The organism is Butyrivibrio sp. WCE2006 (assembly GCF_000701985.1).
In the GTDB taxonomy this organism is placed as follows: Bacteria; Bacillota; Clostridia; order Lachnospirales; family Lachnospiraceae; genus Butyrivibrio.
Window position 1 is genome coordinate 87,489 of record NZ_JNKH01000001.1, and the last position, 25,442, is coordinate 112,930.

General features: G+C 40.7%; 26 protein-coding genes. All 26 read left to right on the forward strand.

Annotated features, from left to right (window positions below):
• Nucleotides 1–31: 31 nt before the first annotated feature.
• Complete coding sequence (locus T501_RS00410; RefSeq protein ID WP_044912631.1) at nt 32–2,191, forward strand: chemotaxis protein CheA; 2,160 nt, start codon at nt 32–34, stop codon at nt 2,189–2,191.
• 118 nt (nt 2,192–2,309) lie between these two features.
• Nucleotides 2,310–2,789: a chemotaxis protein CheW gene (locus T501_RS00415; protein WP_026509947.1), complete on the forward strand. Its 480-nt coding sequence runs from the start codon at nt 2,310–2,312 to the stop codon at nt 2,787–2,789.
• Between the two features lie 93 nt (nt 2,790–2,882).
• On the forward strand, nt 2,883–3,521 hold the full coding sequence (locus tag T501_RS00420) for a chemotaxis protein CheC (protein WP_026509946.1): 639 nt from the start codon (nt 2,883–2,885) through the stop codon (nt 3,519–3,521).
• 12 nt (nt 3,522–3,533) lie between these two features.
• Nucleotides 3,534–4,019 carry a chemotaxis protein CheD gene (locus T501_RS00425; protein WP_026509945.1) on the forward strand — a complete coding sequence of 162 codons (486 nt, stop codon included), beginning with the start codon at nt 3,534–3,536 and terminating at the stop codon, nt 4,017–4,019.
• Nucleotides 4,016–4,636 carry a hypothetical protein gene (locus T501_RS00430; RefSeq protein WP_044912632.1) on the forward strand — a complete coding sequence of 207 codons (621 nt, stop codon included), beginning with the start codon at nt 4,016–4,018 and terminating at the stop codon, nt 4,634–4,636. Before T501_RS00425 ends, T501_RS00430 begins: the two co-directional genes overlap by 4 nt.
• 16 nt (nt 4,637–4,652) lie before the next feature.
• Entirely contained in the window at nt 4,653–5,426 is a 774-nt protein-coding gene (locus T501_RS00435; RefSeq protein WP_026509943.1) for a FliA/WhiG family RNA polymerase sigma factor, read from the forward strand.
• Nucleotides 5,427–5,448: 22 nt separating this feature from the next.
• A complete protein-coding gene (locus tag T501_RS00440) occupies nt 5,449–7,032 on the forward strand; it encodes a FapA family protein (protein ID WP_044912634.1) in 1,584 nt (527 codons plus the stop codon).
• A 71-nt stretch (nt 7,033–7,103) separates the two neighbouring features.
• Nucleotides 7,104–7,463 (forward strand): hypothetical protein, encoded by a 360-nt coding sequence (locus T501_RS00445; RefSeq protein WP_026509941.1) that lies wholly within the window; start codon nt 7,104–7,106, stop codon nt 7,461–7,463.
• A 66-nt stretch (nt 7,464–7,529) separates the two neighbouring features.
• Entirely contained in the window at nt 7,530–8,924 is a 1,395-nt protein-coding gene (locus T501_RS19705) for a DUF6115 domain-containing protein (protein ID WP_050008033.1), read from the forward strand.
• 142 nt (nt 8,925–9,066) lie between these two features.
• Complete coding sequence (locus T501_RS19710; protein ID WP_050008034.1) at nt 9,067–10,092, forward strand: RodZ family helix-turn-helix domain-containing protein; 1,026 nt, start codon at nt 9,067–9,069, stop codon at nt 10,090–10,092.
• A gap of 222 nt (nt 10,093–10,314) precedes the next feature.
• Complete coding sequence (gene rpsB / locus T501_RS00460; RefSeq protein WP_026509938.1) at nt 10,315–11,052, forward strand: 30S ribosomal protein S2; 738 nt, start codon at nt 10,315–10,317, stop codon at nt 11,050–11,052.
• Between the two features lie 92 nt (nt 11,053–11,144).
• On the forward strand, nt 11,145–12,095 hold the full coding sequence (tsf, locus tag T501_RS00465) for a translation elongation factor Ts (protein WP_026509937.1): 951 nt from the start codon (nt 11,145–11,147) through the stop codon (nt 12,093–12,095).
• Nucleotides 12,096–12,324: 229 nt separating this feature from the next.
• Nucleotides 12,325–13,089, forward strand: coding sequence for a septum site-determining protein MinC (locus T501_RS00470; RefSeq protein ID WP_050008035.1), 765 nt, complete (start codon nt 12,325–12,327; stop codon nt 13,087–13,089).
• A 17-nt stretch (nt 13,090–13,106) separates the two neighbouring features.
• Nucleotides 13,107–13,895 (forward strand): septum site-determining protein MinD, encoded by a 789-nt coding sequence (minD, locus tag T501_RS00475; RefSeq protein ID WP_026509936.1) that lies wholly within the window; start codon nt 13,107–13,109, stop codon nt 13,893–13,895.
• Nucleotides 13,896–13,910: 15 nt separating this feature from the next.
• Nucleotides 13,911–14,198 carry a cell division topological specificity factor MinE gene (gene minE / locus T501_RS00480; protein ID WP_026509935.1) on the forward strand — a complete coding sequence of 96 codons (288 nt, stop codon included), beginning with the start codon at nt 13,911–13,913 and terminating at the stop codon, nt 14,196–14,198.
• Between the two features lie 200 nt (nt 14,199–14,398).
• Nucleotides 14,399–14,836 (forward strand): MarR family winged helix-turn-helix transcriptional regulator, encoded by a 438-nt coding sequence (locus tag T501_RS00485; protein ID WP_026509934.1) that lies wholly within the window; start codon nt 14,399–14,401, stop codon nt 14,834–14,836.
• A gap of 139 nt (nt 14,837–14,975) precedes the next feature.
• Entirely contained in the window at nt 14,976–16,913 is a 1,938-nt protein-coding gene (locus tag T501_RS00490; protein WP_242832967.1) for an NADH-quinone oxidoreductase subunit 5 family protein, read from the forward strand.
• Nucleotides 16,913–17,785, forward strand: a complete 873-nt coding sequence (locus tag T501_RS00495) for a respiratory chain complex I subunit 1 family protein (protein ID WP_044912636.1) — start codon at nt 16,913–16,915, stop codon at nt 17,783–17,785. The genes T501_RS00490 and T501_RS00495 overlap by 1 nt, the downstream gene beginning before the upstream one ends.
• A gap of 10 nt (nt 17,786–17,795) precedes the next feature.
• Nucleotides 17,796–18,449 carry an NADH-quinone oxidoreductase subunit B family protein gene (locus tag T501_RS22475; protein ID WP_026509931.1) on the forward strand — a complete coding sequence of 218 codons (654 nt, stop codon included), beginning with the start codon at nt 17,796–17,798 and terminating at the stop codon, nt 18,447–18,449.
• Entirely contained in the window at nt 18,449–18,781 is a 333-nt protein-coding gene (locus T501_RS00505; RefSeq protein WP_026509930.1) for an NADH-quinone oxidoreductase subunit C, read from the forward strand. Before T501_RS22475 ends, T501_RS00505 begins: the two co-directional genes overlap by 1 nt.
• A 102-nt stretch (nt 18,782–18,883) precedes the next feature.
• Nucleotides 18,884–19,969: a hydrogenase large subunit gene (locus T501_RS00510; RefSeq protein ID WP_026509929.1), complete on the forward strand. Its 1,086-nt coding sequence runs from the start codon at nt 18,884–18,886 to the stop codon at nt 19,967–19,969.
• A 32-nt stretch (nt 19,970–20,001) separates the two neighbouring features.
• Nucleotides 20,002–20,586, forward strand: a complete 585-nt coding sequence (locus tag T501_RS21705) for a 4Fe-4S dicluster domain-containing protein (RefSeq protein WP_081842977.1) — start codon at nt 20,002–20,004, stop codon at nt 20,584–20,586.
• Nucleotides 20,587–20,588: 2 nt separating this feature from the next.
• Entirely contained in the window at nt 20,589–23,078 is a 2,490-nt protein-coding gene (gene hypF, locus T501_RS00520) for a carbamoyltransferase HypF (protein ID WP_044912638.1), read from the forward strand.
• A gap of 45 nt (nt 23,079–23,123) precedes the next feature.
• Nucleotides 23,124–23,336, forward strand: coding sequence for a HypC/HybG/HupF family hydrogenase formation chaperone (locus T501_RS00525; RefSeq protein WP_044912640.1), 213 nt, complete (start codon nt 23,124–23,126; stop codon nt 23,334–23,336).
• Between the two features lie 7 nt (nt 23,337–23,343).
• Nucleotides 23,344–24,390 (forward strand): hydrogenase formation protein HypD, encoded by a 1,047-nt coding sequence (hypD, locus tag T501_RS00530; protein WP_026509925.1) that lies wholly within the window; start codon nt 23,344–23,346, stop codon nt 24,388–24,390.
• 29 nt (nt 24,391–24,419) lie between these two features.
• Nucleotides 24,420–25,415 (forward strand): hydrogenase expression/formation protein HypE, encoded by a 996-nt coding sequence (gene hypE, locus T501_RS00535; RefSeq protein WP_044912642.1) that lies wholly within the window; start codon nt 24,420–24,422, stop codon nt 25,413–25,415.
• The last annotated feature ends 27 nt before the right edge of the window (nt 25,416–25,442 follow it).

Here is a 25,442-nt window from a genome sequence, read left to right on the forward strand (position 1 = left end):
TGCGTGACGTTTATATGGAGGTATAGGGATTATGGATGTTTCTCAGTATCTAGGCGTCTTTCTTGATGAAGCAAAGGAGCATCTCCAGACACTGAATGACAGTATCATGCAGTTGGAGCAGGATCCGGAGAACGAAGATTGTATTAACGAAATTTTCCGTTCTGCACATTCCATGAAGGGAATGGCAGGAACCATGGGCTATAAGAATATGCAGAATCTTACCCATGATATGGAAGATGTATTTTCAGACGTTCGTAATGGAACGCTTAAAATTGACTCTAGTATGATAGATACATTGTTCCAGTGTCTTGATGCAATTCAGGCATATGTGGACAATATCACGGAGTCTCAGGACGAAGGAACTGAGGAAAATGCTAACCTGATTAAAGCCTTGGCTGATATCAGAGCAGGCGGAACAGGCGGCGGAGCAGCTCCTGCTGCAGCACCCGCACCGGCAGCTGCTCCTACACCGGAAGCAGCACCTGCACAAGCGGCTGCACCTGCAGCGTCAGCACCTCCTTCAGATGCCGATCCTACAAAGGATTACAGAGCTATAAAGATTGATCCTGATACCAAGGGCACCTTAGAGGATGCTAAGAGCCAGGGCAAGAAGCTTTATGGTCTCAATGTAAAAATTCAGGAGAGCTGCATCCTTAAGGCAGCAAGAGCATTCCTTGTATTTAAGGGTATTGAGGAAATTGGCGAACTTATTATTTCAGAGCCATCAACCCAGGATATTGAGGATGAGAAGTTTGAATTTAATTTTAGTCTAATTATTTCTACAGACGAAGAAGATAAAGATAAGATCAAAGATATTGTTAAGAGTGTTTCTGAAATCGAAGATTGTGAAATCGGAGATTATGATCCTAACGCAGCAGTAAGTGCTGAAGAAACAGCAGCACCTGCAGCAGCACCTGCAGCTGCACAGCCGGCTCAGGGAGCAGCGCCTGCAGCAGTACCTGCAGCACCTGCGGCTAAACCTGCTGAGAAGGCACCAGCAAAGGATGCAGGAGGTAAGAAACCTGTTGGTAAGCCTGTTGTTAATCGTACAGTTCGTGTTGATATTGATAAACTGGATGTCCTCATGAACCTGGTTAGTGAGCTGATTATAGCTAAAAACTCTTTGATTTCTGCAGCGAATTCTGCAGGTATAGTAAGTGGCAATGTAAACGAGCAGATTGAATATCTGGAAAGCGTTACTACCAATCTTCATGAATCTGTCATGAAAGTTCGAATGGTACCTATTGAAAGCGTACTCCAGAAATTCCCTCGTATGATAAGAGATCTTAATAAGCAGCTTGGTAAGAACATGGAGCTTACCATGACCGGTGAAGATACTGAAATGGATCGTACCGTTGTTGACGAGATCGGTGATCCTTTGATGCACCTTTTGCGTAACAGTGCTGACCACGGTATCGAATCTGCTGAGATTCGTGCAGAGAGAGGCAAGCCGGAAGAAGGACATATCTTCCTGCATGCTTTCCAGGATGGTAACAGTGTTGTTATTGAAGTCGGTGATGACGGTAATGGTATTGATGCTGAAATCGTAAAGAATAAAGCTATTGAAAAGGGAATTGTAACTCCTGAAGAAGCTGCAACTTTAACTGAACAGCAGTGCATAGATTTCCTTTTCCATCCCGGATTTTCAACGGCTAAAAAGGTTACCGAAGTTTCAGGACGAGGAGTTGGTCTTGATGTAGTTAAATCAAAGATCGAATCTCTTTCTGGTGAGGTAAGTGTTAAGACTAAGCTTGGTGAAGGAAGTACATGGCAAATCAGACTACCTCTTACTTTGGCTATTATTCAGGCTCTGATGGTTGTAGTTGGTAATGAAAAATATGCTATTCCTCTTGATTCAATCCAGAGTATTGAGGATGTTGCACCGACAGATATTAAGACTGTTGAAAATAAAGAAGTTATCAATCTTCGCGGAAGCGTAACTCCTATCATTCGTGTAAGTGATGCACTTGATACCGAGACTACCAAGAATGAAGATGAAGATCTTGTTGTTGTAATCACAAGAAAAGGTGATCAACAGTTCGGTCTTGTAATAGATGAACTGATGGGACAGCAGGAAATCGTAATCAAGCCTCTTGGCAGATACATGAATAAGTGCCGTATGATCAGCGGAGCTACGATACTTGGAGATGGTGAGATAGCACTCATTCTTGATACAAATCAGTTGGCATAAAAGTGAGATAGAAAATCTCTGATTTTCGTTATCGAACTTTGTTCTGGCGAGCGAAGTGAGAGCAGAACTTCTGTGTTGAAGTAAGCAGAACTTCCTCATACAACGAAAGGATAATAATATGAATGAATTAAGAGATACACAGGATGTCGGCGAACTGATTCAGTATATTATCATCAAACTCGGCGACGAACAGTATGGAATAGATATTAAGTACATTGATAATATTGTACGCATGCAGCAGATAACAAGAGTTCCTCAGGTTGCTCATTATTTAAAGGGCGTTATCAACATTCGTGGTGTCATCGTTCCTGTGATGAGTCTTAGACTTAAGATGGACATGGCTCCCGATGAAATAACGGATAAGAGCAGAATTATTATTCTTAAAGCAGAAGAGGATACTCTTATTGGAATCATCGTAGACCAGGTTAATCAGGTTCTTACTCTTGGAAGCAAGAGTATTGAAAAGGTTACGTATAGCGCAGATAAAGGCAAGAAACTTAACAGCTTCATAAGTGGTGTAGGAAAATATGAAGGCGGGCTGGTTTCAATTCTTGATCTAAGTATGGTTGAGATGGAAGAAGACAAGGCAAAGGCATAATGGTTGAAGGAGTCGGTTACCGTTAGTGTACGTCTCTTTGGCGCTTGCGGTATCCGACAGGACTAAATTTACATTTATAGAGGAGGAAGACCTTTGAGTGAGATGAGTTTGGAGAATATGTCTGACCAATACTTTGATGTTCTTAAGGAATTGGGAAATATTGGTGCGGGCAATGCAACAACTGCACTTGCACAAATGCTTGGTACAAAGGTAGATATGTCTGTACCACAGGTTAAGCTTCTTGATTTTAAAGATGTCGGCGACCTGATGGGCGGTGCTGAACAGATTATGACTGGTATTTACCTCGCTGTAGAGGGTGATATCAATGGTAGTATCATGTTTCTTCTTGGCATGAAGGCTGCAAGACACCTCGTAAATATGCTGATGGGAATCACTGATAAGGATGAGAATGTCCCTTTTGATGACACGGAACTTTCTGCAATCAAGGAAGTGGGAAATATCATCACAGGTTCCTACCTGAATTCACTTTCCATGATTACAAATTTGAAGCTCCTGCCTTCGGTACCTTTCCTGGCTATAGATATGGCCGGAGCAATTCTTTCAGTACCTGCAATTGAATTTGGTATGATGGGAGATAAGATTCTTCTTATCGAAACAAACTTTTTTGACACTGAAGTTCTCAGCGGATATTTCATCCTGCTGCCTGATGTAGACGGTTACAGTAAGATATTGACATCCCTCGGAATGGGAGATGTCAGCATTAGTGGATAAGGAGCTAAGTGAATGAGTCAAATTATCAAGGTTGGTATGGCCGATCTTAATATTTGTGTCAGTCCTGACGGAATCACGACACTTGGACTTGGCTCCTGTGTAGGGATTGCTGTAAGGGATCCGGTGACAAAAATAGGCGGTTTGGCGCACATTATGCTCCCTGATTCTAAGGAAATCAAGAATAATTCCAATATTCCAAAGTTTGCGGATACTGGAATTGATGAACTTATTAAGCAGGTTGTGGCAAAAGGTGCCAGCAAGTCTCGTCTTGTTGCAAAGATAGCTGGCGGAGCCCAAATGTTTGCATTTAATTCAGGTAATGCGACCATGCGTGTCGGAGAAAGAAATGTTGCAGCTACGATAAAGAAACTTAAGGAACTTGGTATTCCGATTTTAGCTCAGGATACTGGCAATTCTTATGGACGTACTGTTATTTTCTATCCTGAAAATGGCAACTTTGTTATCAGGGCAGTGGGGAAACCGGAAAAGACGATATGAGTGCTGAAGACAATACTGAAGAAGTTAAAACCAAAAAAACAGTTGAAAAACAGACCAACGAAAATCAAGCTGATGAAGCCGGCGAGGAAACTCCTGAAATAGTTAATGAAGACAATACAGAGGAAGCGCCGGAAGAAGAAAAGAAGGAAAAAGAGAAAAAGTATCGTACAGAGACTATTACGATTACTGAAGCTCCTAAAACCAGGCTGATAACTGCTTTCGTAATGCTTGTGGGTAGTGGATTCATTGCAATCTATACAATGCTGCAGCATTACGAAATCGGAGCCTGGATAAAGACTCTCTTTGTGTCTGTAATTATTTTTTTCATCGTCGGCAGACTATTTGAGCTATTGGTTGTTCATTTTGATACCCTTAATTCGGATAAAGAAAAAGCAATCAAGGCACAGGAAGATGCAATAGCTCAAAGACTGGCTGACGAAGAGGCTGCCCGCATTGCCGCTGAAGAAGCCGCAGAAGCAGAGCGCCTTGCAGCTGAAGAAGCTGAGAGGCTTGCAGCTGAGGAAGCAGAAGAAAATGAGAATAATACACCGGGTGAATATGATTCATTCGGAGAAAGCGATGATTTCGATTTAGGTGGAGACCTTTCGGAATTTTAACAGGGATAATTAACTTATGGATGAAGCTGGAAGAAGTAAGCTTTGGAATGAATATCATAAGAATAAGGCACCTGAGCTCAGAGAAAAACTTATTTTGGAATACGCTCCGCTGGTGAAGCTCGTTGCAGGGCGCCTTTCCATGTATTTGGGATTTAATGTTGAGTACGATGATCTTGTGGGCTATGGAATTTTCGGACTTATTGACGCTATAGACAAATTTGACCTTATGAAGGATGTTAAATTTGAAACTTACGCCAGTGTCCGTATCAGAGGTGCCATTCTCGATCAGATCAGAAAAATGGACTGGATTCCCAGAACTATCAGGCAGAAGCAGAAGAAGATTGAGGCTGCCATTCACGAGATAGAAAAAGAGCAGGGACACCCTGCTACTGATACTGAAATAGCGTCTAAGCTGGGAATTTCTGATGATGAATATGTAAACTGGCAAAATCAGATGAAAGTCACAGGTGTTGTTTCCCTCAATGAGTTTATGGAACAGGGAAGCGATGTGCCTGAGGACACTAATAATCTTGCATCCAGTTTCGAAAAGCCTGAAGAGGCAATAGAAAAAGAAGAATTAAAGAAGATGCTGGCCGAGAGTCTTGCACTTCTTACCGATAAAGAAAAGAAGGTTATTTTGTTATATTATTACGAAGAACTTACTTTGAAAGAAATAAGTAATGTTCTCGAGGTTTCTGAATCCAGAGTATCACAACTTCATACAAGAGCACTTCAGAAGATGCGTGAAAAACTCGGAAAGTATATGGGAATTCTCACACAACTTGGCTGAACGCACGATTTAGGAGGGGATAATGAACGGTTACTTTCAGCTAATCACAATGCCCACATCCACAGGAATTAGAGTTTATGAGCCCACCGATGGCGGCGAGACTTTGAAATATGATGATGTAAAAGAATACCTTGATGAGAGAAAGGTCAGCTATAAACCGGCTATATTAAACGAGGCTATTACGGAAGCAACAGGAGAGATTGTTGTTTTAAACGATAATTCCTGTTTTCCAGAAAGAGAAAGCTATAAGCTTACGATTTCTCGAGACCGTATGGAGGCCTCGGTGTTTTTTTATGCTCCATCTGAAAATGCAGAATATATGAATCCCCAGGAATTTCTGAATGACCTCGCATCCAGAAATATTGTGTACGGTATCGATCAAGAGGCGATATTTGCATATTTTTCACACAGAGAATACTGCAAAGAAATAGTTATTGCCAGGGGGACAAAAGTAAGAGAAGGCAGTAATGCGAAAATAGATTTACAGTTCAATGCCAATCTTCATGCAAAACCGGCCATGCGTGAGGACGGTAGCGTTGATTATTTTAACCTGAATATTATCAATCATGTTCATAAAGGGGAAGAACTGGCTATTCTTACGCCGGAAGATCCGGGTGATGCCGGGAGTAATATCTATGGAGAAGTACTAAGACCTCACCCTGTAAAACCCAAAAAGCTTGTTGCAGGCAAAAATACTTATCTTTCTGATGATGGTCTTATTTTGTATGCTGACACTGACGGACATGTTACTGTTAGAGATGGTAAAGTTACAGTCAGCAATGTAATTCAATTTGAGAATGTTGATGTTGCTACCGGTAACATAAATTACGACGGTAGTGTTGAGGTAAAAGGAACCGTAGCCGCAGGCTTTTCAATAAAGGCAGGAGCTAATATCCATGTTAAAGGTGCTGTCGAAGGCGCCAGTCTTACGGCAGGTAATGATATCATCCTTGAGCGTGGAATAAATGGCACTGGTAAAGGTGAGATAAAAGCCGGTGGTAATATAGTTACAAAATTCATTGAAAATGCTAAAGTAAGTGCTAAGGGGAGCATTACAAGCGAGAGTATATTACATTCCAATGTTTCCGCCGGAACTGAAATCCGTGTTTCCGGTAAAAAAGGATTCATAGCAGGTGGAAGAGTAACAGCCAGAGATAAGATAATTGCAAAGGATCTTGGAAGCGATATGGGTGCAACTACTATAATTGAAGTAGGTGCTGACCCAAGCATAAAGGTGAGAATCAGGGAGCTTCAAAAGGCAATATATGATTCAACGAAAAGGCTTGAAAACATAAGGCCTACAGTCGAAGCTGTAACCAAGAGACTCCGCAGTGGAAGCCGTTTGTCAGCAGAACAGACGAGGCAGGCTCAGCAACTTATTACTCAGAACAAAATTCTGACTTCTCAGATTGATAAGAATTCCAAAGAGCTTGAAGAATTGCAGCAAAAACTTGCTGATTCAAAGGAAGCGTATGTTGTCGTTGAGGGGACTGCATATCCCGGGATTACTATTCATATTGGGGATCAGCAGACAACGATTAAACTTGAATCTACTTATTGCAGATATGAGCTAAGAGATGGGAAAATTAAGACGGGTCCAATCTAATTATGTTGAGTAAATTTGTCGATATATAATACATGAAAAGGGGGAGATATAGCGGGAGAAGGGAGGTAAATATGTCGATAAACAGGATTGATTTTCAGGGCTCTGTTGTCAGAACAAATGATATTTCACAGATAAAAGCCAATGAAGATAATAAAGCATTTACTGATCAGAATGCTTTTCAAACGGAATTTAATAAAGAAGTTGACCAGAAATCAACTTCCGTAACGAAAAAAGAAAATGCTGATCAGAAGCAACAGGAAAAGCATGATGCCAGGGAAAAAGGAAAAAATGAGTACTTTGGTAATGGCGGAAAAGGAAGAAATCACTATAAATCTCCGGAAGAGCTTGAAAAATTGACGGAAACTCTTATCGGAGCTGATGGTAAGCCTTTGGATATGCATATTTCCTCAGGGTTTGACTTCAAAATTTAAACACTTTATAATACTAGATAATGTATTCTGAATGGGAGCGGAATACAAAATCAGAGTGGGGATTATATGATTAGCGTTACGGAAATAATTTTAATCGCTGCCGGGATCCTGGCGGTTATATTAGGGTATCTGATTCCTAACGGAAAAGATTCTTCAGGCTTTGATTTTGATGGGGCAAATCAAAGAATTAATGACATGGTTTCAAAGGCTATCAAGAATTCACAATCTCAGATTGATGATATGCTTGATGATTGCATGGAGGAAGCAATCAGTAAGGCTGAGCGCGCCATGGATCGTGTGACTAACGAGAAGATGTCTGCTATTAGTGAATATTCAGATACTGTCATGAATGATATCCATAAAAATCATGATGAAGTTGTTTTTATGTATGATATGTTGAATGACAAACACAAGAACCTCAAAAACACTGTCTCTGAGGCTAATCGTGCTGCAAAAGAGGTGAAGGAAGCAGAGGCTAAGCGTCAAGCAGAAATTGAGGCTGAAGCGAAGCGTAAGGCAGAGCTTGAGGCTGAAGCTAAAAAGCAGGCTAAACTTCGTGAAGAGGAAATGAAGAAGGCAAAACGCGAAGCTGAGGCAAGAAGGCTTGCTGAACTTGAGGAGGAAGCAAAACGTAAGGCTTTAATTGAGGCAGAAGCCAGAAGAAAGGCTAAGCTTGAAGCTGAAGCAAAACGCCAGGCAGAGCTTGAGGCTGAGGCAAAGCGAAAAGCAGAGCTCGAAGCAGAGGCAAAGCGCCAGGCTGAGCTTGAAGCACAGGCAAAGCGACGCGCAGAGCTTGAAGCAGAAGAACAACGCCTTGCTGAGATTGAAGCTGAAAATCAGCGTCAGGCAGAGCTTGAAGCACAGGCCAGACGCCAGGCAGTACTTGAAACAAAAGCGAAGCAGTTATCAGGATATGCAGCAGATACATTTGTAAATGATGAATATGATAATAATGCAGGGAATATGGCTGTGATAACGCCTGAGAAGAATATACAGGGCACTCAGGAAGAAAGGTTTTATGATTCCGGTGCAAGTTCTCCGTTTGCTGATGAGCCGCATTTTTCATCACTTTCAGATATACTTGACAGAGCAGATGCTGCGGCTGCAGCAAAGACCAATAACAGGGTTATCGGAACTGACACAGCTATGAATAATGCTGAGGACGATGGATATTATTATGATGATTATCTTGACGAAGATGAATATAATAATATAGAAGTTCCTGCAAAGGTAGTTTCAATCAGCGATGCTCCGAGGAAGAAGGCAGAAGTAGTTGAAGAGACTAAGGCTAAGGATTCTGTAAGTGATCCTGTTTCCAGAAATCAGAAAATTTTAGATATGCATAAAGCTGGTAAATCAGCCGTAGTTATCGCCAGAGAGTTAAGACTTGGGATCGGTGAGGTAAAGTTGGTTATAGACCTTGCAGGTAAGCATAAGAAAAGCCGTACTTCAATAATGTAAATGATTTTGGTAATGCATTTCAGATAGATCTTTAGTAATAAAGTATGAATCTTGTGGGCTATTTCCTCTTTTACCCGCAAGAAGTCATTATTTTATTCTAAATAAATAAAATAACAGCTCCGGGGGAAGCAGATAATTAACTATGAAACTAAAATACTATTTAAGAGGACTTGGACTTGGCACAGTTCTTACGGCGATCATAATGGGAGTTGTGCTTGGAAAGCCGAGTAAGAATATCACGGATGCGGAAGTCATAAAAAGAGCAAAACAGCTTGGAATGGTTGAGGCTGAAAGCACATTATCAAGTTATTCGGAATCATCAAAAAATCCGGAGGAATCAGACGAAAATGTTTACAGTTCATCCAATAAGGAAGTGGATAAAGAAGGAGAAGAAATATCTGAAGAAGTCCACGAAGGGGAGCCTGAAGCAGGTGATGCAGTTTCACAAGTGGTACAGGAAGCGCAAAAGAGTGGTGAAACTGGAGAAAGCAGTGAAAGCGTTGAACCCGAAGAAGATGTTAAGCTCGCTTCTAATGAAGCTGGTGGCACAGTTTCGACAGATGTGGTCGAGGCGAAAGGACAGGAAGGCATCGGAGCAGGCACAAATGATGCTTCAAATGGAGCAGTCGCAAAAGATTCAGAAAAAGCAGATGAAAGCAGCTCTGAAACAGTAAATACAGCCGCAGAAACAACGATAATTACTGATGAATCCAATGCGCAGAATTCCGGGCAGTCAGATAATACTGAAAACGCTAACAATACAGCTTCTGTAAATAATGCTGAAGCTACCAATAATACTGTTCCTGCCAATAGTATTGAAGCCGCTAATAATTCGACTTCAGCAAATAATGCTGAAGCAGTTAAAAACAGCGAGCCTGTTAAAAATGAAGAACCTGTGCAGAGCGATACTGAAGTTCAAGACACGGAAACGTCTTCAGATTCATCAGCTGCCGGCAATGATGTCAATTATATCGTTGTTGATCTTCCAAGCGGAAGTGAATCAGATGACTGTGCAAGAATCCTCAGGGAGGCAGGAGTTATCGATGATGGGGTAGGTTTTAACAAATATCTCATAAGCAGCGGTCAGGACAGACGTATAAGATCAGGCTCCAAGCAAATTCCCAAGGGATCATCCTTTGAGGAAATAGCAGCAATAATAACAAAATAAAAGCTTGTCAAAAGCCCAAAATCATGGTATTCTAATGAGGCTGTGAGCGTTTGGGCTTTTATTATGCCCATTTTTAGCTGACAGAGTCACAAATAAACACGCACATCCAGATTTTATCCGGTGTCCTTTTGGGGATAGGATGAGATGCTTTCGAAGGAAATAACGCCCCTTCGGTTACAAAGTAACAGATGCGCGGAAGATTAACCAAATGGAGGTAATAACATGAGCGTTGTATCAATGAAACAGTTACTTGAGGCAGGTGTACACTTTGGTCATCAGACAAGAAGATGGAACCCTAAGATGGCTCCTTACATCTTCACAGAGAGAAATGGTATCCACATCATCGATCTTCAGAAGTCAGTTGTAAAGGTTGACGAGGCTTATAAGGCAGTATTTGAGATCGCTTCACAGGGTGGTACAGTTCTTTTTGTTGGTACAAAGAAGCAGGCACAGGATGCAGTTAAGACTGAGGCTGAGCGTTGCGGTATGTACTATGTAAACGAGAGATGGCTTGGCGGTATGCTTACAAACTTCCGTACAATCCAGAGCAGAATCGAGCGTCTTAAGAAGCTTGAGAAGATGCAGGAAGATGGAACATTTGATGTTCTTCCCAAGAAGGAAGTAGCACAGCTCAAGAAAGAATATGAAAAGCTTGACAAGGTTCTTGGCGGAATCCGCGACATGAAGAGAATCCCTGATGCTATTTTTGTAGTAGATCCTAAGAAGGAAAGAATCTGCATCCAGGAAGCTGAGGCACTTGGAATCACACTTATCGGTATCGGTGATACAAACTGTGATCCTGATGAACTTGATTTCATCATCCCTGGTAACGATGATGCTATCCGTGCAGTAAAGCTTCTTGTTGGCAAGATGGCTGATGCTGTTATCGAAGCTAATCAGGGTGCTGAGAACCTCACATCTGAGGAGCAGGCTACTGAGGAAGAGGCTACTGAAGAGTAATTCTTTAGAATTTAGTCTGGCTCAGCCTTATGGCTGAGCATATTATCAAAAAAAGAAAACTTTATATTATTTATAATTGGAGGACTTAATAGATGGCTATTACAGCAGCAATGGTTAAAGAGTTACGTGAGTCTACCGGTGCAGGCATGATGGAGTGCAAAAAGGCACTTACTGAGACTAACGGTGATATGGATGCAGCAGTAGAATTCCTTAGAAAAAATGGTCAGGCTAAGGCTGAGAAAAAGGCTAGTAGAATCGCAGCCGAAGGTCTTACAAGAGTAGCTGTAAAGGATGATAAGACAGCAGCTGTTGTAGAGGTTAACTCAGAGACTGATTTCGTTGCAAAGAACGAGCAGTTCCAGAATTTCGTAGAAGCAGTTGCTAAGCAGGCTGCTGAGACAGATTCTAAGGATATGGATAGCTTCATGGCTGAGAAGTGGATCCTTGACGGTTCTAAGACTGTTCAGGAAGCACTTGTTGAGATCACAGCTGTTATCAGTGAGAAGATCAGCATCCGTCGTTTTGAGAAAGTTGTAGCTGAGAACGGTGTTGTTGTTCCTTACGTTCATGGTGGCGGAAGAATTTCAGTTCTTGTAGAAGCTGATACAGATGTTGTCAACGACAATATCAAGGATGCTCTTAAGAACGTTGCAATGCAGATTGCAGCTCTTTATCCTAAGTATGTTGATATGAATGATGTTCCTCAGGAATTCAAGGATCATGAGAAAGAAATCCTTCTTGCTCAGGCTACAAAGGAAAATGAAGAGCTTCCTGAAGGCAAGAGAAAGCCTCAGCAGATCATCGAAAAAATGCTTGTTGGTCGTCTCCAGAAAGAGCTTAAAGAGATCTGCCTTAATGAGCAGGTATATGTAAAGGCTGAGGATGGCAAGCAGACAGTTGCTCAGTACATAGCTCAGGTTGCTAAAGAGAATGGTGCAAACCTTTCAATTAAGCGTTTCATTCGTTTTGAGACCGGTGAAGGCATCGAGAAGAGAGAAGAGAACTTCGCTGAAGAGGTTGCTAAGCAGGCAGGAATGCAGTAATTCCTATTTATTTCATTAGAAATAAACTGCTCCGCAAGGATTATTTTAAATGTGATTGCCCTTGCCGTTAAGCTGACGGCAGGGGCTTTTATACATATAAAATGTTAACAAGCTAAAGTTTTGCTGGGAGCATGTTACCGTCCATGAACAAAGTGAATGGTACGGTATCCGTATCCGACCAGAATTAATCAGATATAAACTATCGTTTATAGAGGAGGAATTGGTACAGATGGGAGTAGTTAATCTGAAAGGTACAAGCTCCGGTATTATACTGGAACTTGATCCAAAACTTCCTTTTGACGTTCTGATCACGGAAATAGCTAATAAGTTTCGCGAATCCCGTTCATTTTTGGGGAAAGCCTCTATGGGAATCATCGTTAGGGGCAGGACTATAATTGATGAAGAGGAAAATGAAATTTTAGGTGCTATTAACGAAAACAGTGATATAAATGTCACATGTGTTTTAAGGGAAGATCCTGAAACGGACAAAATATTTGCCAGTTATATAAAGGAAGAGGTGCCGGAAGTTGTCGAACCGGCAGTGACTCAGGAAGTGCAACAGGAGCCCTCATTTGATGAGGAAAAACTTATAGAAGATAAGAATTCAGCTGTAATTCATGCCGGTAATCTGAGATCGGGACAATCAATAACCTATGATAAGAGCGTTATTATAATGGGTGATGTTAAGCCCGGTGCATCTGTTAATTCCAAAGGCAGCATATTTGTTCTTGGGGCATTAAGGGGAAGTGCTTATGCCGGTACAGATGGTAATGAGAATGCATTTGTTATGGCTCTTGAGTTTAATCCCCTGCAGGTTAGAATTGCCAATTCAATAGCAATTTCACCTGATTCTGAGACAGGGCCAAAATTAAAAGTGCGAAGGTTCAGGAAAACCGCTACGGTTAAGAACACTGAAGTAGCATACATTTTAAATGGCCACATTGTAAAAGATATTTACGGCGCAGCGTTTTTGCGCGATAATCGATTTATATAAGTAATACGGAGGATGGAATGGGAGAAGTAATAGTAGTAACATCCGGCAAAGGCGGAGTCGGAAAAACAACAACTACAGCAAATATCGGTACTGGACTTGCTAAACTTAATAAGAAAGTAGTACTGATAGATACTGATATAGGCCTTAGAAATCTTGATGTTGTTATGGGCCTCGAAAACAGAATAGTCTATAACCTGGTAGACGTAGTTGAGGGAAGCTGCAAAGTTAAGCAGGCTATGATAAGAGATAAAAGATTTGATACTCTTTTCCTTCTTCCTGCTGCACAGACTAAGGATAAGACCAGTGTAACACCTGATCAGATGAAGAAACTTGCAGATGATCTCAAACAGGAATTTGACTACGTAATTATGGATTGCCCTGCAGGAATTGAGCAGGGATTTAAGAATGCTATAGCAGGAGCTGAGAGAGCGATTGTTGTAACTACTCCGGAGGTTTCAGCCGTAAGAGATGCAGACAGAATAATCGGTCTTCTCGAAGCTAATGAAATTGGAAAAACTCAGCTTATAGTTAACAGATTAAGACCTGATATGGTTAAGCGTGGCGACATGATGAGCGCTGAAGATGTTATTGATATTCTTGCTGTTGACCTTTTGGGCGTAGTACCTGATGATGAGAATATTGTTATTGCTACAAATAATGGTGAACCACTTGCTGGTGACAGTTCACTTGCAGGTCAGGCATATATGAACATCTGCCGCAGAATACTTGGTGAGACCGTACCATTCCTTAATCTGGAGGATAAAAAAGGCTTATTTGCAGCAATAGCAAGTGTTTTTCGTAAGTGATAAGGGGGATAGGGCATGAAACTGACAGATATTTTCAAGAAAAAGTCTTCAGGACAGGCTGCCAAGGACCGTCTAAAGCTGGTTCTTGTTTCAGACAGATCAAGCTGCTCTCCCGAAATCATGGAGAAAATCAAGAATGATATTCTCGACGTATTATCAAAATATGTTGAGGTAGATCAGGCAGGGCTTGATATTAAGTTGACTCAGATGGATACTGAGGGAGCTGATACTGATGCAAAGAGCGTTCCTGCACTGTATGCTAATATTCCTATCAGGAATATGAAGCACACAGCAAAAGACTAATGCAGATAGTGTGTTTCTTTTAAATTCTTTATTATGTAAAGGGTGCTTTAGGGCATCCTTTTAATATGAAGAATTTACTTTAAATTTTGATTATATTTTTATAAAAAACATTGAAAAAAACAGAGATTATTGATATTATACAGTAGAAAGTATTATTGTACGCAATTAAATATATATTATTTGAATTATTAGGAGGAAAAATGAGTAAAGAAAATTATGATGGATTAAAACTGGAGAATCAGTTATGCTTTCCGCTTTATGCATGTTCTAAGGAGATCATCAGAGCATATAAGCCTTTTTTGGATGAGGTGGATTTGACATACACCCAGTACATAACCATGATGGTTTTATGGGATAAAAAGGAAATGAACGTAAAGTCACTTGGAGAATGCCTGTATCTCGATTCCGGTACACTTACACCTGTGCTTAAGAAACTTGAGAGCAAAGGCTACCTTAAGAGAACCAGGTCTAAGACTGACGAGAGAAACCTTCTTGTATCAATTACAAAAGAGGGAGAAGCACTTAAAGAAAAGGCAAAGGACATTCCTTCTAAGATAGGTGGATGTGTCAGACTTTCTGAAAATGATGCCAAAGAACTCTATAGATTGCTCTACATGGTCATTGATAATGTACGCTAATTATTTATGAAAAATTTGTTTTAATTATAATAATTTTTTATGTAAAATTTCATAATTTGTGGTAGTATATTTAAGGCATGTTTTGAGCTCTTTTGCTTATAGACTGTTAATATTTTATCCTGAAAGGGGTGGAGATTCTTTGACTATTTCAATTCTTAAAGCAGTGAGTTTCCTTATTCTATTTCCGTTTGTGATTGCAGTAATGATGTTCTGCATAAGGAATTCATCTCTACTGCGTAATTTTGTTGCAATTGTGGGCGGATTCAGCGTTATGGCTACGGCAATCATGGTGGGTATCAGAGTACTTTCCATGAAAGGCACAACGCGTAATACATATCTGACTTCAACTGCACCCCATGACCATATAATAATGGGAGGAGAACTCCTTTTGATGGCCATAGTTATTTTCCTGAGTTTAAAGTATAAAAAGTATTATGCGATACTTTTATCAATGATCGGAACAATTCCGGTTTTGGCTATGGATCTCTCAGGTTATGCTGTTGAGGGGAATGCTCATTTAAGGGTGGATTTCCTTTCCGCAGTAATGATCCTTATCGTTGGTATAGTTGGTATCCTTATTTGTATCTACGCTGTTGGATATATGAAGGATTATCATAACCATCATACTGATGTAGAGGACAGATCTAATTACTTCCTTGCACTTTTATTCGTCTTCATTGGTGCTATGTTTGGTCTTATTGTTTCTGATAATCTTGGATGGATTTATTTCTTCTGGGAAATCACAAGTGTATGTTCTTTCCTTCTTATTGGATATACAAGAACAGAAGAGGCTGTTAATAACAGCTTCAGAGCATTATGGATGAACTTGCTGGGTGGATGCGGCTTTGCAGCTGCTCTTTTACTTTGCAATTTCAAATTTGGCATTTCAAATCTGAGTCAGCTTACAGCAATCATACCAAGACAGAACATGGTTGTAATGGTACCTGTTACTCTGATTGCTTTTGCTGCGCTTACAAAGAGTGCGCAGTTCCCTTTCTCCAGATGGCTTCTTGGAGCGATGGTTGCACCTACACCCAGTAGTGCACTTCTTCATTCAGCTACAATGGTTAAGATTGGTGTGTATATGCTTATCAGACTTTCACCTATGCTCAAAGGAACCTTTACAGGTGTCATGATCACAGTTATAGGTGGATTTACATTCTTTGCCGCCTCACTTCTTGCAATTACTGTTAGTGACGGTAAAAAGGTACTTGCTTATTCAACAATATCAAACCTTGGACTTATTACAGCCTGCGCAGGCACAGGAACCACAGAAGGTGTCTGGGCTGCTACAATGCTTATACTGTTCCATGCTGTTTCCAAGTCACTTCTGTTCCAGACAGTTGGTGATATTGAGAACTGCATGCATAGCCGTGATATAGAAGACATGCATGGTCTTATTATCAAGCTTCCAAAGCTTGCATTCATTATGATCATTGGAATCTGTGGAATGTTCATGGCTCCTTTTGGAATGCTTGTATCAAAGTGGGCAGCTCTTAAGTCATTCGTTGATTCCAATTCTGTATGGCTTGTTCTGTTCCTTGTATTTGGTTCAGGTTCTACACTTTTCTACTGGGCTAAATGGCTTGGAAAGATTTGTACTGTAATTCATCAGTCATATGAGCTTGAAGACATCACTCCTAAGAGTGAGATGATTTCGCTTATACCTCTTACATGTATGATCATTGTTATGTGTTTTGCATTCCCTAAGATGTCTGACATAATGATACAGCCTATTCTTAATGAGGCATTCCATAAGAACATACCTAATGTTATCGGTGGTTCTGATGTTATCATCATGATGATCATGGTTGCCATGATATTTGCTATTCCGATTGGAAGCAGATTACTTGCAATTGGTAAGAAGAGTAAGATGACTATGTCTTATGTAGCCGGTGTTAACGCTGGTGATGACAGACATTATATCGATTCATTTGGTAAGGCCAGACCGCTTTATATGTCAAACTGGTACATGACAGAATATTTTGGAGAGGATAAGCTTCTTGCTCCCAGTATTGTAATCTCTGCAATAATTGTGATTGTAATGCTGATAATTGTATGCGGAGGTGCTTTCTAATGGTTATGACAACAGTTATAAAGGTAGTTCTTTATATTTTACTTGCTCCTATTATTGGAGGACTCATGGAAGGTATCGACCGTGTTGTTTCTGCTCGTATGCAGAGAAGACAGGGCCCGCCGCTTTTACAACCCTTCTATGATGTCTATAAGCTTCTTGCAAAACAGACAACCGTTGTTAACAGCATTCAGGTTCTGTTTGTTATAGCTTATCTGATATTTACCATATTTACCGGTTCGCTTTTCTTTGGCGGCGGTGATATGCTGCTTGTATTTTTCGCTCTTTCAATGTCAGAGGTAATGATGGTACTTGCTGCATATTCAACAAATGGTCCTTACAGTGCACTTGGTGCCAATCGTGAGCTTTTGCAGATGATGTGCTATGAGCCCATGATTCTCCTTGTTGCAATCGGATTCTATGAAGCTAACGGAAGCTTCATGGTTAATGATCTTGTACAGGCTGCTAATCCGGCTATTTACAAGATCCCGGGTATGCTTATTGGATTTTTGTTTATCTTAACAATAAAATTCAGAAAATCTCCTTTTGACATGAGTACATCTCATCACGCACACCAGGAGATGGTTAAGGGTCTTACATCAGATATCTCAGGTACCAACCTTGCATTTTATGAGATAGCAGAGTGGTATGATGAGGTACTTATGATGGGTATTGTTGCTATGTTCTTTATTTACAACAACCCTATCAGTATAGTTTGGGCTCTTATTGCATGTGTAATTTTCTATCTTATGGAGACACTGATAGATAATGTATTTCCTCGTGTTAAATACATGGCAATGCTTGTCAGCAGCTGGGTTGTAATTCTTGTTAGTGCAGGAACAAACCTTCTTATCCTCAGTGTAATAGGTAAATAAAGGAGAAACTATGAAAATTTCAAAATCACCCTGGGTGTTACATTATGATGGATCCAGTTGCAATGGATGTGATATTGAGGTTCTTGCAACAATGACTCCACTTTATGACGTTGAAAGATTCGGAATTATAAATACAGGAAATCCTAAGCATGCAGATATTCTTCTTCTAACAGGAGGAATTAATGCTCAGACAGCACCTGTTGTCAGACAGCTTTACAATCAGATGCCTGATCCTAAGGTAGTTATTGCCTGCGGTATCTGTTCATGTGACGGAGGTATTTTTAAGGAGTGCTACAACATTTTAGGAGGATCAGATAAAGTTGTTCCTGTTGATGTTTATGTACCCGGTTGTGCTGTAAGACCTGAAGCACTTATTGATGGTGTCGTTAAGGCACTTGCAATTCTTGAAGAAAAGAGAATTAAGGTTAAGGAATCAATGAAGCAGGGTTACTGCACAGTTGATTACAGTAAGATTGCAGTACGTATGAAGGCAGAGGATTATGATCCTGCTACACAGTATGATGCTGTTCTTACAGAAGAAGCACTTCGTGAGCAGGCTGAAGCTAAGATTGCTCAGACTGCAAAACCGGCACCTAAGCCGGCAGCACCTGCGGCAGCGGCACCTGCAGCTGCACCTAAAAAGGATGAAGGAGGAAACGCCTGATGAATATGGATTTAAAGATTGTTAAGGCGGAAGAAATCATCGACGAGGCGCAGAGACTTAAGTTTGATGGATATCATCTTATGCAGCAGTGTGCAACACGTACCGCTGATGGTTATGAACTTGTTTACAGCTTTGGCAAAGCATTAGAGGTTTGCCAGGTTAAAATTATACTTGCGGAAGATCAGCCTATTAACAGTATAAGCCATGTATTTCCATGTGCTTTTCTTTATGAGAATGAAATGCATGATCTGTTTGGAATAGATATTCAGATGATCAGTCTTGATTATAAAGGCTCATTCTACCGCACTGCGATAGAAACACCATTTAAGTAATTGCTTGGCGAAGTTTTCATGAGCTTAGCGTACCACTTAGTTCCCATATAATTGGTTACGGAACTAAGTGGTGATAATAACGAATTAGAAAGAGGAGATTCTATGTCAACTAGAAGTGTAATTCCTTTTGGACCTCAGCATCCTGTTTTGCCGGAGCCCATTCACCTTGATCTGGTATTAGAGGATGAGAAAGTTGTTCAGGCTATTCCTTCCATCGGATTTATACATCGTGGCTTGGAGAAGCTTGTAGATAAAAAAGATTTTCATGAAATGGTTTATGTCGCAGAGCGAATCTGCGGTATATGTTCACTTGGACATGGCCTTGGTTACTGTGATGCTGTAGAGCACATCATGGATCTTGAGGTGCCGGACAGAGCAAAATACCTGAGAACTATGCTCTCTGAGCTTAGCAGAATGCATTCACACATGCTTTGGCTTGGTCTTCTTGCAGATGCATTTGGATTTGAATCATTATACATGGAATGCTGGAGAATAAGAGAAGAAATTCTCGATATGTTTGAAATTGCAACAGGTGGTCGTGTTATCTTTTCAATAATGAAAATTGGCGGACTTAGAAGAGATATACCTGATGATATGCTCAGAGATTTCCGTCAGAGACTTGACAGCATCAAGGAAGGCCTTGATATAGTTGCAAAGCCTTTTATAGATGACGTGGCAGTTAAGAACAGACTTGTTGATGTTGGTATTCTTACTCCTGAGAAGGCAGATTTACTTGGAACAGCAGGTCCTTTCCTTCGTGCCAGCGGAATCGCCCGTGATATCAGATCAACAGGATATTGTGCATATGGTGATATCGACTTCGAGCCTATTATCAGTACAGGTTGTGATTCTTACGCACGTACTGAGGTCCGTATAAAGGAGATATATCAGGCAATCGATATTATGCGTCAGTGTATTGATAAGATGCCTGCAGGCCCCGTTGATATTCCGGTTAAGCCTAATCAGTTCCCTAACGGCGAATATATGGCAAGAATAGAACAGCCCAGAGGGGAAGCTCTTTACTATGTAAAGGCTAACGGAAGCAAATTTATCGATCGTATGAGAGTAAGAACTCCCACATTTGCTAATATACCTGCACTTGTAGACGTTCTTGCCGGATGTGATCTTGCAGATGTGCCGATTCTTGTACTTACTATTGATCCTTGTATCAGTTGTACAGAGCGCTAACGCTAACACAGAATGAAAGAAGGTAGGAAGATTTGAGTCTTATAAATTTTAATACACAAGTAATTAAAAATCTGTTCTCAAAGCCTGCGACTTGTAAATATCCATTTGAGCCGAAGGAATATCCTGAGCGTACACGCGGACATGTACAAAATGATATGGACGTATGTATTCTTTGCGGTCTTTGTTCCATAAAGTGCCCTACACATGCTATCACAGTTGATAAGGCAGCCAAGACCTGGTCTATCAGACCTATGAGTTGCATTCAGTGCAGATGCTGTGTAGATAATTGCCCTAAGAAATGCCTTTCAATGGATACACATTTCACAGAGCCCGGTTCTGAGAAGGTTACAAAGACTTTCAAGCAGTCAGAAAAAGCTATTGCAGCACAGGAAGCTCTTATGAAAGCAGCTAAGGAGCGTGCAGCAGCCGCAGCTGCAGCAAAGGCAAAAGCAGCTGGTAATGCGGCCCCTGCAGCAGGAAATGCAGCCCCTGCAGCTGGAAGTGCAGCTCCTGCAGCCGGAAATGCAGCGCAGCAGCCTGCAAAGCCAGCAATGACCGGTGCAGAACAGCTTGCAGCAGCTGCTAAGAAAGCACAGGCAGAGAAAAAGGACGAATAAAAATGAGAGCACTAATCCGTGTTTCGGGAGCTGTACAGGGTATAGGGTACAGACCTTTCGTAGCAGAGCTTGCAACTAAATATGAGCTCAAAGGAGAAGTGAAAAATCTTGGCGGTATTGTAGAGATAATTGTGGATGGTGGTGAAAAAAGCATAAGCTCATTTAAAGATAAGCTTTGGACTTCATCACCCTCCGGCAGTATTATTGTTAACATATCTTTAGAATATCTTAATGAGACTGAACCGGAATGTCTAAAAGACAGTTCCGGTTTTCGTATTGTTGAGAGTAGTGATGATGAGGATAATACCTACATTCCTGTTTTTCCACCGGATATCGGTATATGTGATAGGTGTCTTTATGAACTACAGGATAAAAATGACAGAAGATATGGCTATCCGCTTATCAGTTGTGCATCCTGCGGGCCAAGATTCAGCATTTTGCAAAAGCTTCCCTACGACAGAGAGACGACCACAATGGGCGTCTTTTCGATGTGTCCGGAATGTGCAAAAGAATATAAGATGGGTAGACGCAGACATGCGCAAACCATATCATGTCATAATTGCGGTCCTCAGCTTAAGTTTTTAAGACCAGATAATTTAAACATAGAAGGCAATGAGGACGCTATCAGTGCAGCTGTTGAATTGCTAAGGAATGGCGGCATTATTGGACTTAAAGGAATAGGTGGGTATCAGTTACTTGCAGATCCATATAATTATGATGCAGTTAGTAAGCTAAGAGAAATAAAAGGAAGAGAACGAAAACCCTTTGCTGTTATGTTTGATTCCATATCAGATATAAGAGAAAAGTGTGAAGTGTCTGAGCTGGAAGAAAAATACTTATGTTCATCAGCAAGGCCGATAGTTCTTCTTGATAAGAAGGCAAAGAAAATACTGAAGGCTAAATATCATTTAACTGAGGAATTGGATTTATCAGCAAAAGAGACTGAATTCTCCGAAAATGTCTGCGGTGAATCAAGGCAGATAGGAGCCTTTTTACCTTCAAGCGGTATTCATAAAATGATCACTGTGCAATTAAAAGCCATAATTGCAACAAGCGGTAATATATCCGGCGAGCCTATGATTATTTCTGATGATATATTTAGAGAGAAATTTTTAGATAAGATTGATGGGATTTTGTATTACGACAGAGAAATTCTAAGGCCCTTAGATGATTCTGTTCTGCAGATTATAAGACGCTGTGACAATACTGAAGTCCCGAGATTTATAAGAAGAGCACGAGGATATGTGCCTACTCCTGTTTTTCTCAAAAACAGACTGAAATGTAGAAACTTATATCATTCCTTTGGAGCTGATTTAAAAAATACGTTTTCAATAGGATATGGCGACAGAATTGTCATGAGCCAGTTTCTCGGAGATATGGAAAATTATGGGATTTTAAAGCTACAACAAAAGGAAGTTGAAGAATTTGATGCTATTTTCAGAACAGATAAATTAGATATTAAGGATGAGATAATTGTCTCCGATATGCATCCTGGATATCATTCATCCAAGCTTGCAGATTTATATGCCAAAAACAGGATGACATGCATATATGATATGCATACTCGTAATGGGCAGACATCAATTCAGGATGATAACGTACGAATAGAATGCATACAGATTCAGCATCATCATGCCCACATAGGTTCAGTTATGGCTGAGAATGGTCTCACGGAGTGCATAGGCGTTGCATTTGACGGCACGGGATTTGGAGAGGACAAAACCATATGGGGAAGTGAATTTATGCTTTGCCGCAGTGGTGAATTTGTAAGAGAGGGATATCTTAAGCCTGTTCATTTGGTAGGACAGGATGAAGGAATGAAAAATGCAGCAATAGCGGCAGCATGTTACCTTGTTGAATATGATAAGGAGATTCCTTCTGATATTATGGAGCCTGGCGAGTCAAATCTCATCAGAGCTGCAATCAGTAATAATATAAATTCTTACCCGAATTCCGGAATGGGGAGACTTTTTGATGCCATTAGCTGTATTTTGAGGGTGTGCAAATATAATTCCTATGAGGGTGAATGTGCCATAAGACTCCAAAATCTGGCTGAAGAATACATTGAAGATGTAATAAACTGCTCTGATATAGAGGATAAAAATCGTATAGATGTATTTAAAAATATGTCTCATTTACCGAAAACACCACTAATAGATATCAATGACCTAACAGGTGAAATGGATGTATCCGAATTGTTGGAATTTTTCCTGAACTCAAGAGATAGTGGTGATGCAGGGAAGCTGGCTTACATCTTTCATTATTCTCTTGCAGATGCTGTGAGAAAAAGGTGCATTCGTTTGCGGGAAAAATATGGTATCAGCACGGTATGCCTTTCCGGAGGAGTGTTTGCAAACAGGCTCCTTCTCACAATGTGTGAGAAGTTCCTTTCAGATCTTGATTTTGTGGTATACTATAACAGCATTTTACCTACAAATGATGGTGGGATTTCAGCAGGGCAGATTTATCTGGCTGATTTGAGACAATATTGAACTTTACATTAACTGTAAAGTGTTTATAAGAAAGAGGATAAAAATATGTGCGTAGCATTACCGGGACGCGTTACAAGTATTGACGGAACCAAGGCGACTGTTGATTTTTCAGGGAATACAGTTGAAGCCGAGGCAGGACTTGTGAAGATTAAATTAGGTGACAGAGTGCTTGTTCATGCAGGATGCATCATTCAGACAATGAGTGATGCGGAAGCTGACGAGATAGAAGAACTGTTTAAGGAAATAGAGGATCTTTAATTTATATATGGATAAACTTGAGTATATAAAGGAACAATTAAAAAACTATGATGGCGAAGAACTCAGATTTATGGAGGTTTGCGGTACTCATACAGCAGCAATTTCTGAAAATGGAATTCCGAACCTTCTGTCTCCGAAAATACATCTTATTTCGGGACCGGGGTGTCCTGTATGCGTCACAGTTACTGCAGTGATAGACAGGCTCTGTGAATTATCCATGACTGAGAATACTTATGTTCTTACCTTTGGAGATCTGATAAGGGTCAGAGGAAGCAAGATGAGCCTTGCGGATGCAAGAGCCGAGGGTGGGCATGTGGAGATGCTGTATTCCCCCATGGATGCAGTGAAAATGGCTATCGAAAGGAAGGACAGAAATTATGTTTTTGCTGCGATAGGTTTCGAAACCACTACTCCTGTATATGCCATGGTTCTTGAAGAAGCAATCAGGCAGGGAGTCAGAAATCTGAAGCTTTTGACATCATTAAAGACAATGCCGGAGGTTATCAGATGGGTTTGTAATAATACTGATAATATCGATGGATTTCTTGCTCCCGGACATGTATCAGTTGTTACGGGATCTAAGTTATTCAAGGAGTTATCGGAAGAACTTGATATGCCATTTGTAGTAGCAGGATTTGAAGGCCAGGGACTCCTTGCTGCAATTTATGCTCTTATGAAGCTGAAAGGTCATTCAGGCTTTAAGAATATGTATAAGAGCGTAGTTACGGAAAATGGAAATGGGGAAGCAAGAAGAGCAGTCAGCAAGTATTTTGAAAAATGTGATGCTTCCTGGAGAGGTATGGGACTTATACCGGGTTCAGGTATGAGGCTTAAAGAGGAATTTCTTCAATTTGACGCAGGAAGTTATGGACTTGATGATGATCATATGCCGCCGGGATGCAGCTGTGCTAAGGTTTTGACCGGAGAAATATCCCCGGATGAATGTCCTCTTTTTGGAAAGATGTGCTCACCGCAGGATCCTCACGGTGCATGCATGGTATCTACGGAGGGCAGCTGCTATAACTATTTTATATCTGGAAGAACAAAAAGATAATTGTAAGTACATTTGGAGTTGATTAGGAAATGAAAGTAACAATGGCACACGGAAGCGGTGGAGCTTCAACGTCAGAACTTATTGAAAATATATTTGCAAAGCATTTTAAAAACGAATATCTGGACCGCATGGAGGATTCCGCGGTTGTTCCCGGAAATGAGAGATTAGCGGTTACAACAGACAGCTTTGTTGTGACACCTTACTTTTTCCCTGGTGGAGATATAGGAAGATTGTCTGTATGTGGTACTGTAAATGATCTTCTTATGAGCGGAGCTACTCCCAAGTATCTTACCTGTGGATGCATACTTGAAGAAGGCATGGATCTGGATGACCTTGATAAAATCATAGCTTCTATGGCAAAAACTGCAAAAGAAGCCGGTGTGTCAATCGTTACGGGAGATACAAAGGTTGTTGAAAAACGTGGAGATTTTGGCGGTATAATGATAAATACTTCCGGAGTCGGATTTGTACCTGAAGGTTTATCATTATCACCATCAGGCTGTAAGGATGGAGATGTGATCATTGTATCCGGTAATCTTGGAGATCATCATGCAGCCATTCTTTCAGGCAGAATGAATATTAAAAACAATATTAAATCTGATAATGCTCCTCTTGTACAGATGGTAACAGGACTCATTAATGAGAATATAAAGCTTCATGCAATGAGAGACGTTACAAGAGGTGGTCTTGGTACCGTACTTCATGAGTTCGCTAATGCTTCTTCCTGTGAAATTCATCTTTATCAGGACAGACTTCCTGTAGGAGATGAAGTCAGAGATTTCTGTAAAATGCTTGGACTTGATCCGGTTTACATGGGAAATGAAGGGAAAATAATCTGTGTAGTTGATGCTTCTGATGCAGATAAAGCCTTACAGATCATAAAGAATTCACATTATGGCGAAACTGCAGCTATAATCGGAGAAGTTAAAAGAGCCGATAATATTGGTGTAGTACTTCATACACCTATTGGCGGAGAAAGACTCATCGGTCCTTTATACGGAGAAGGCCTTCCAAGAATCTGCTGATTTCTTTTGCATTTATGCATTACTGTG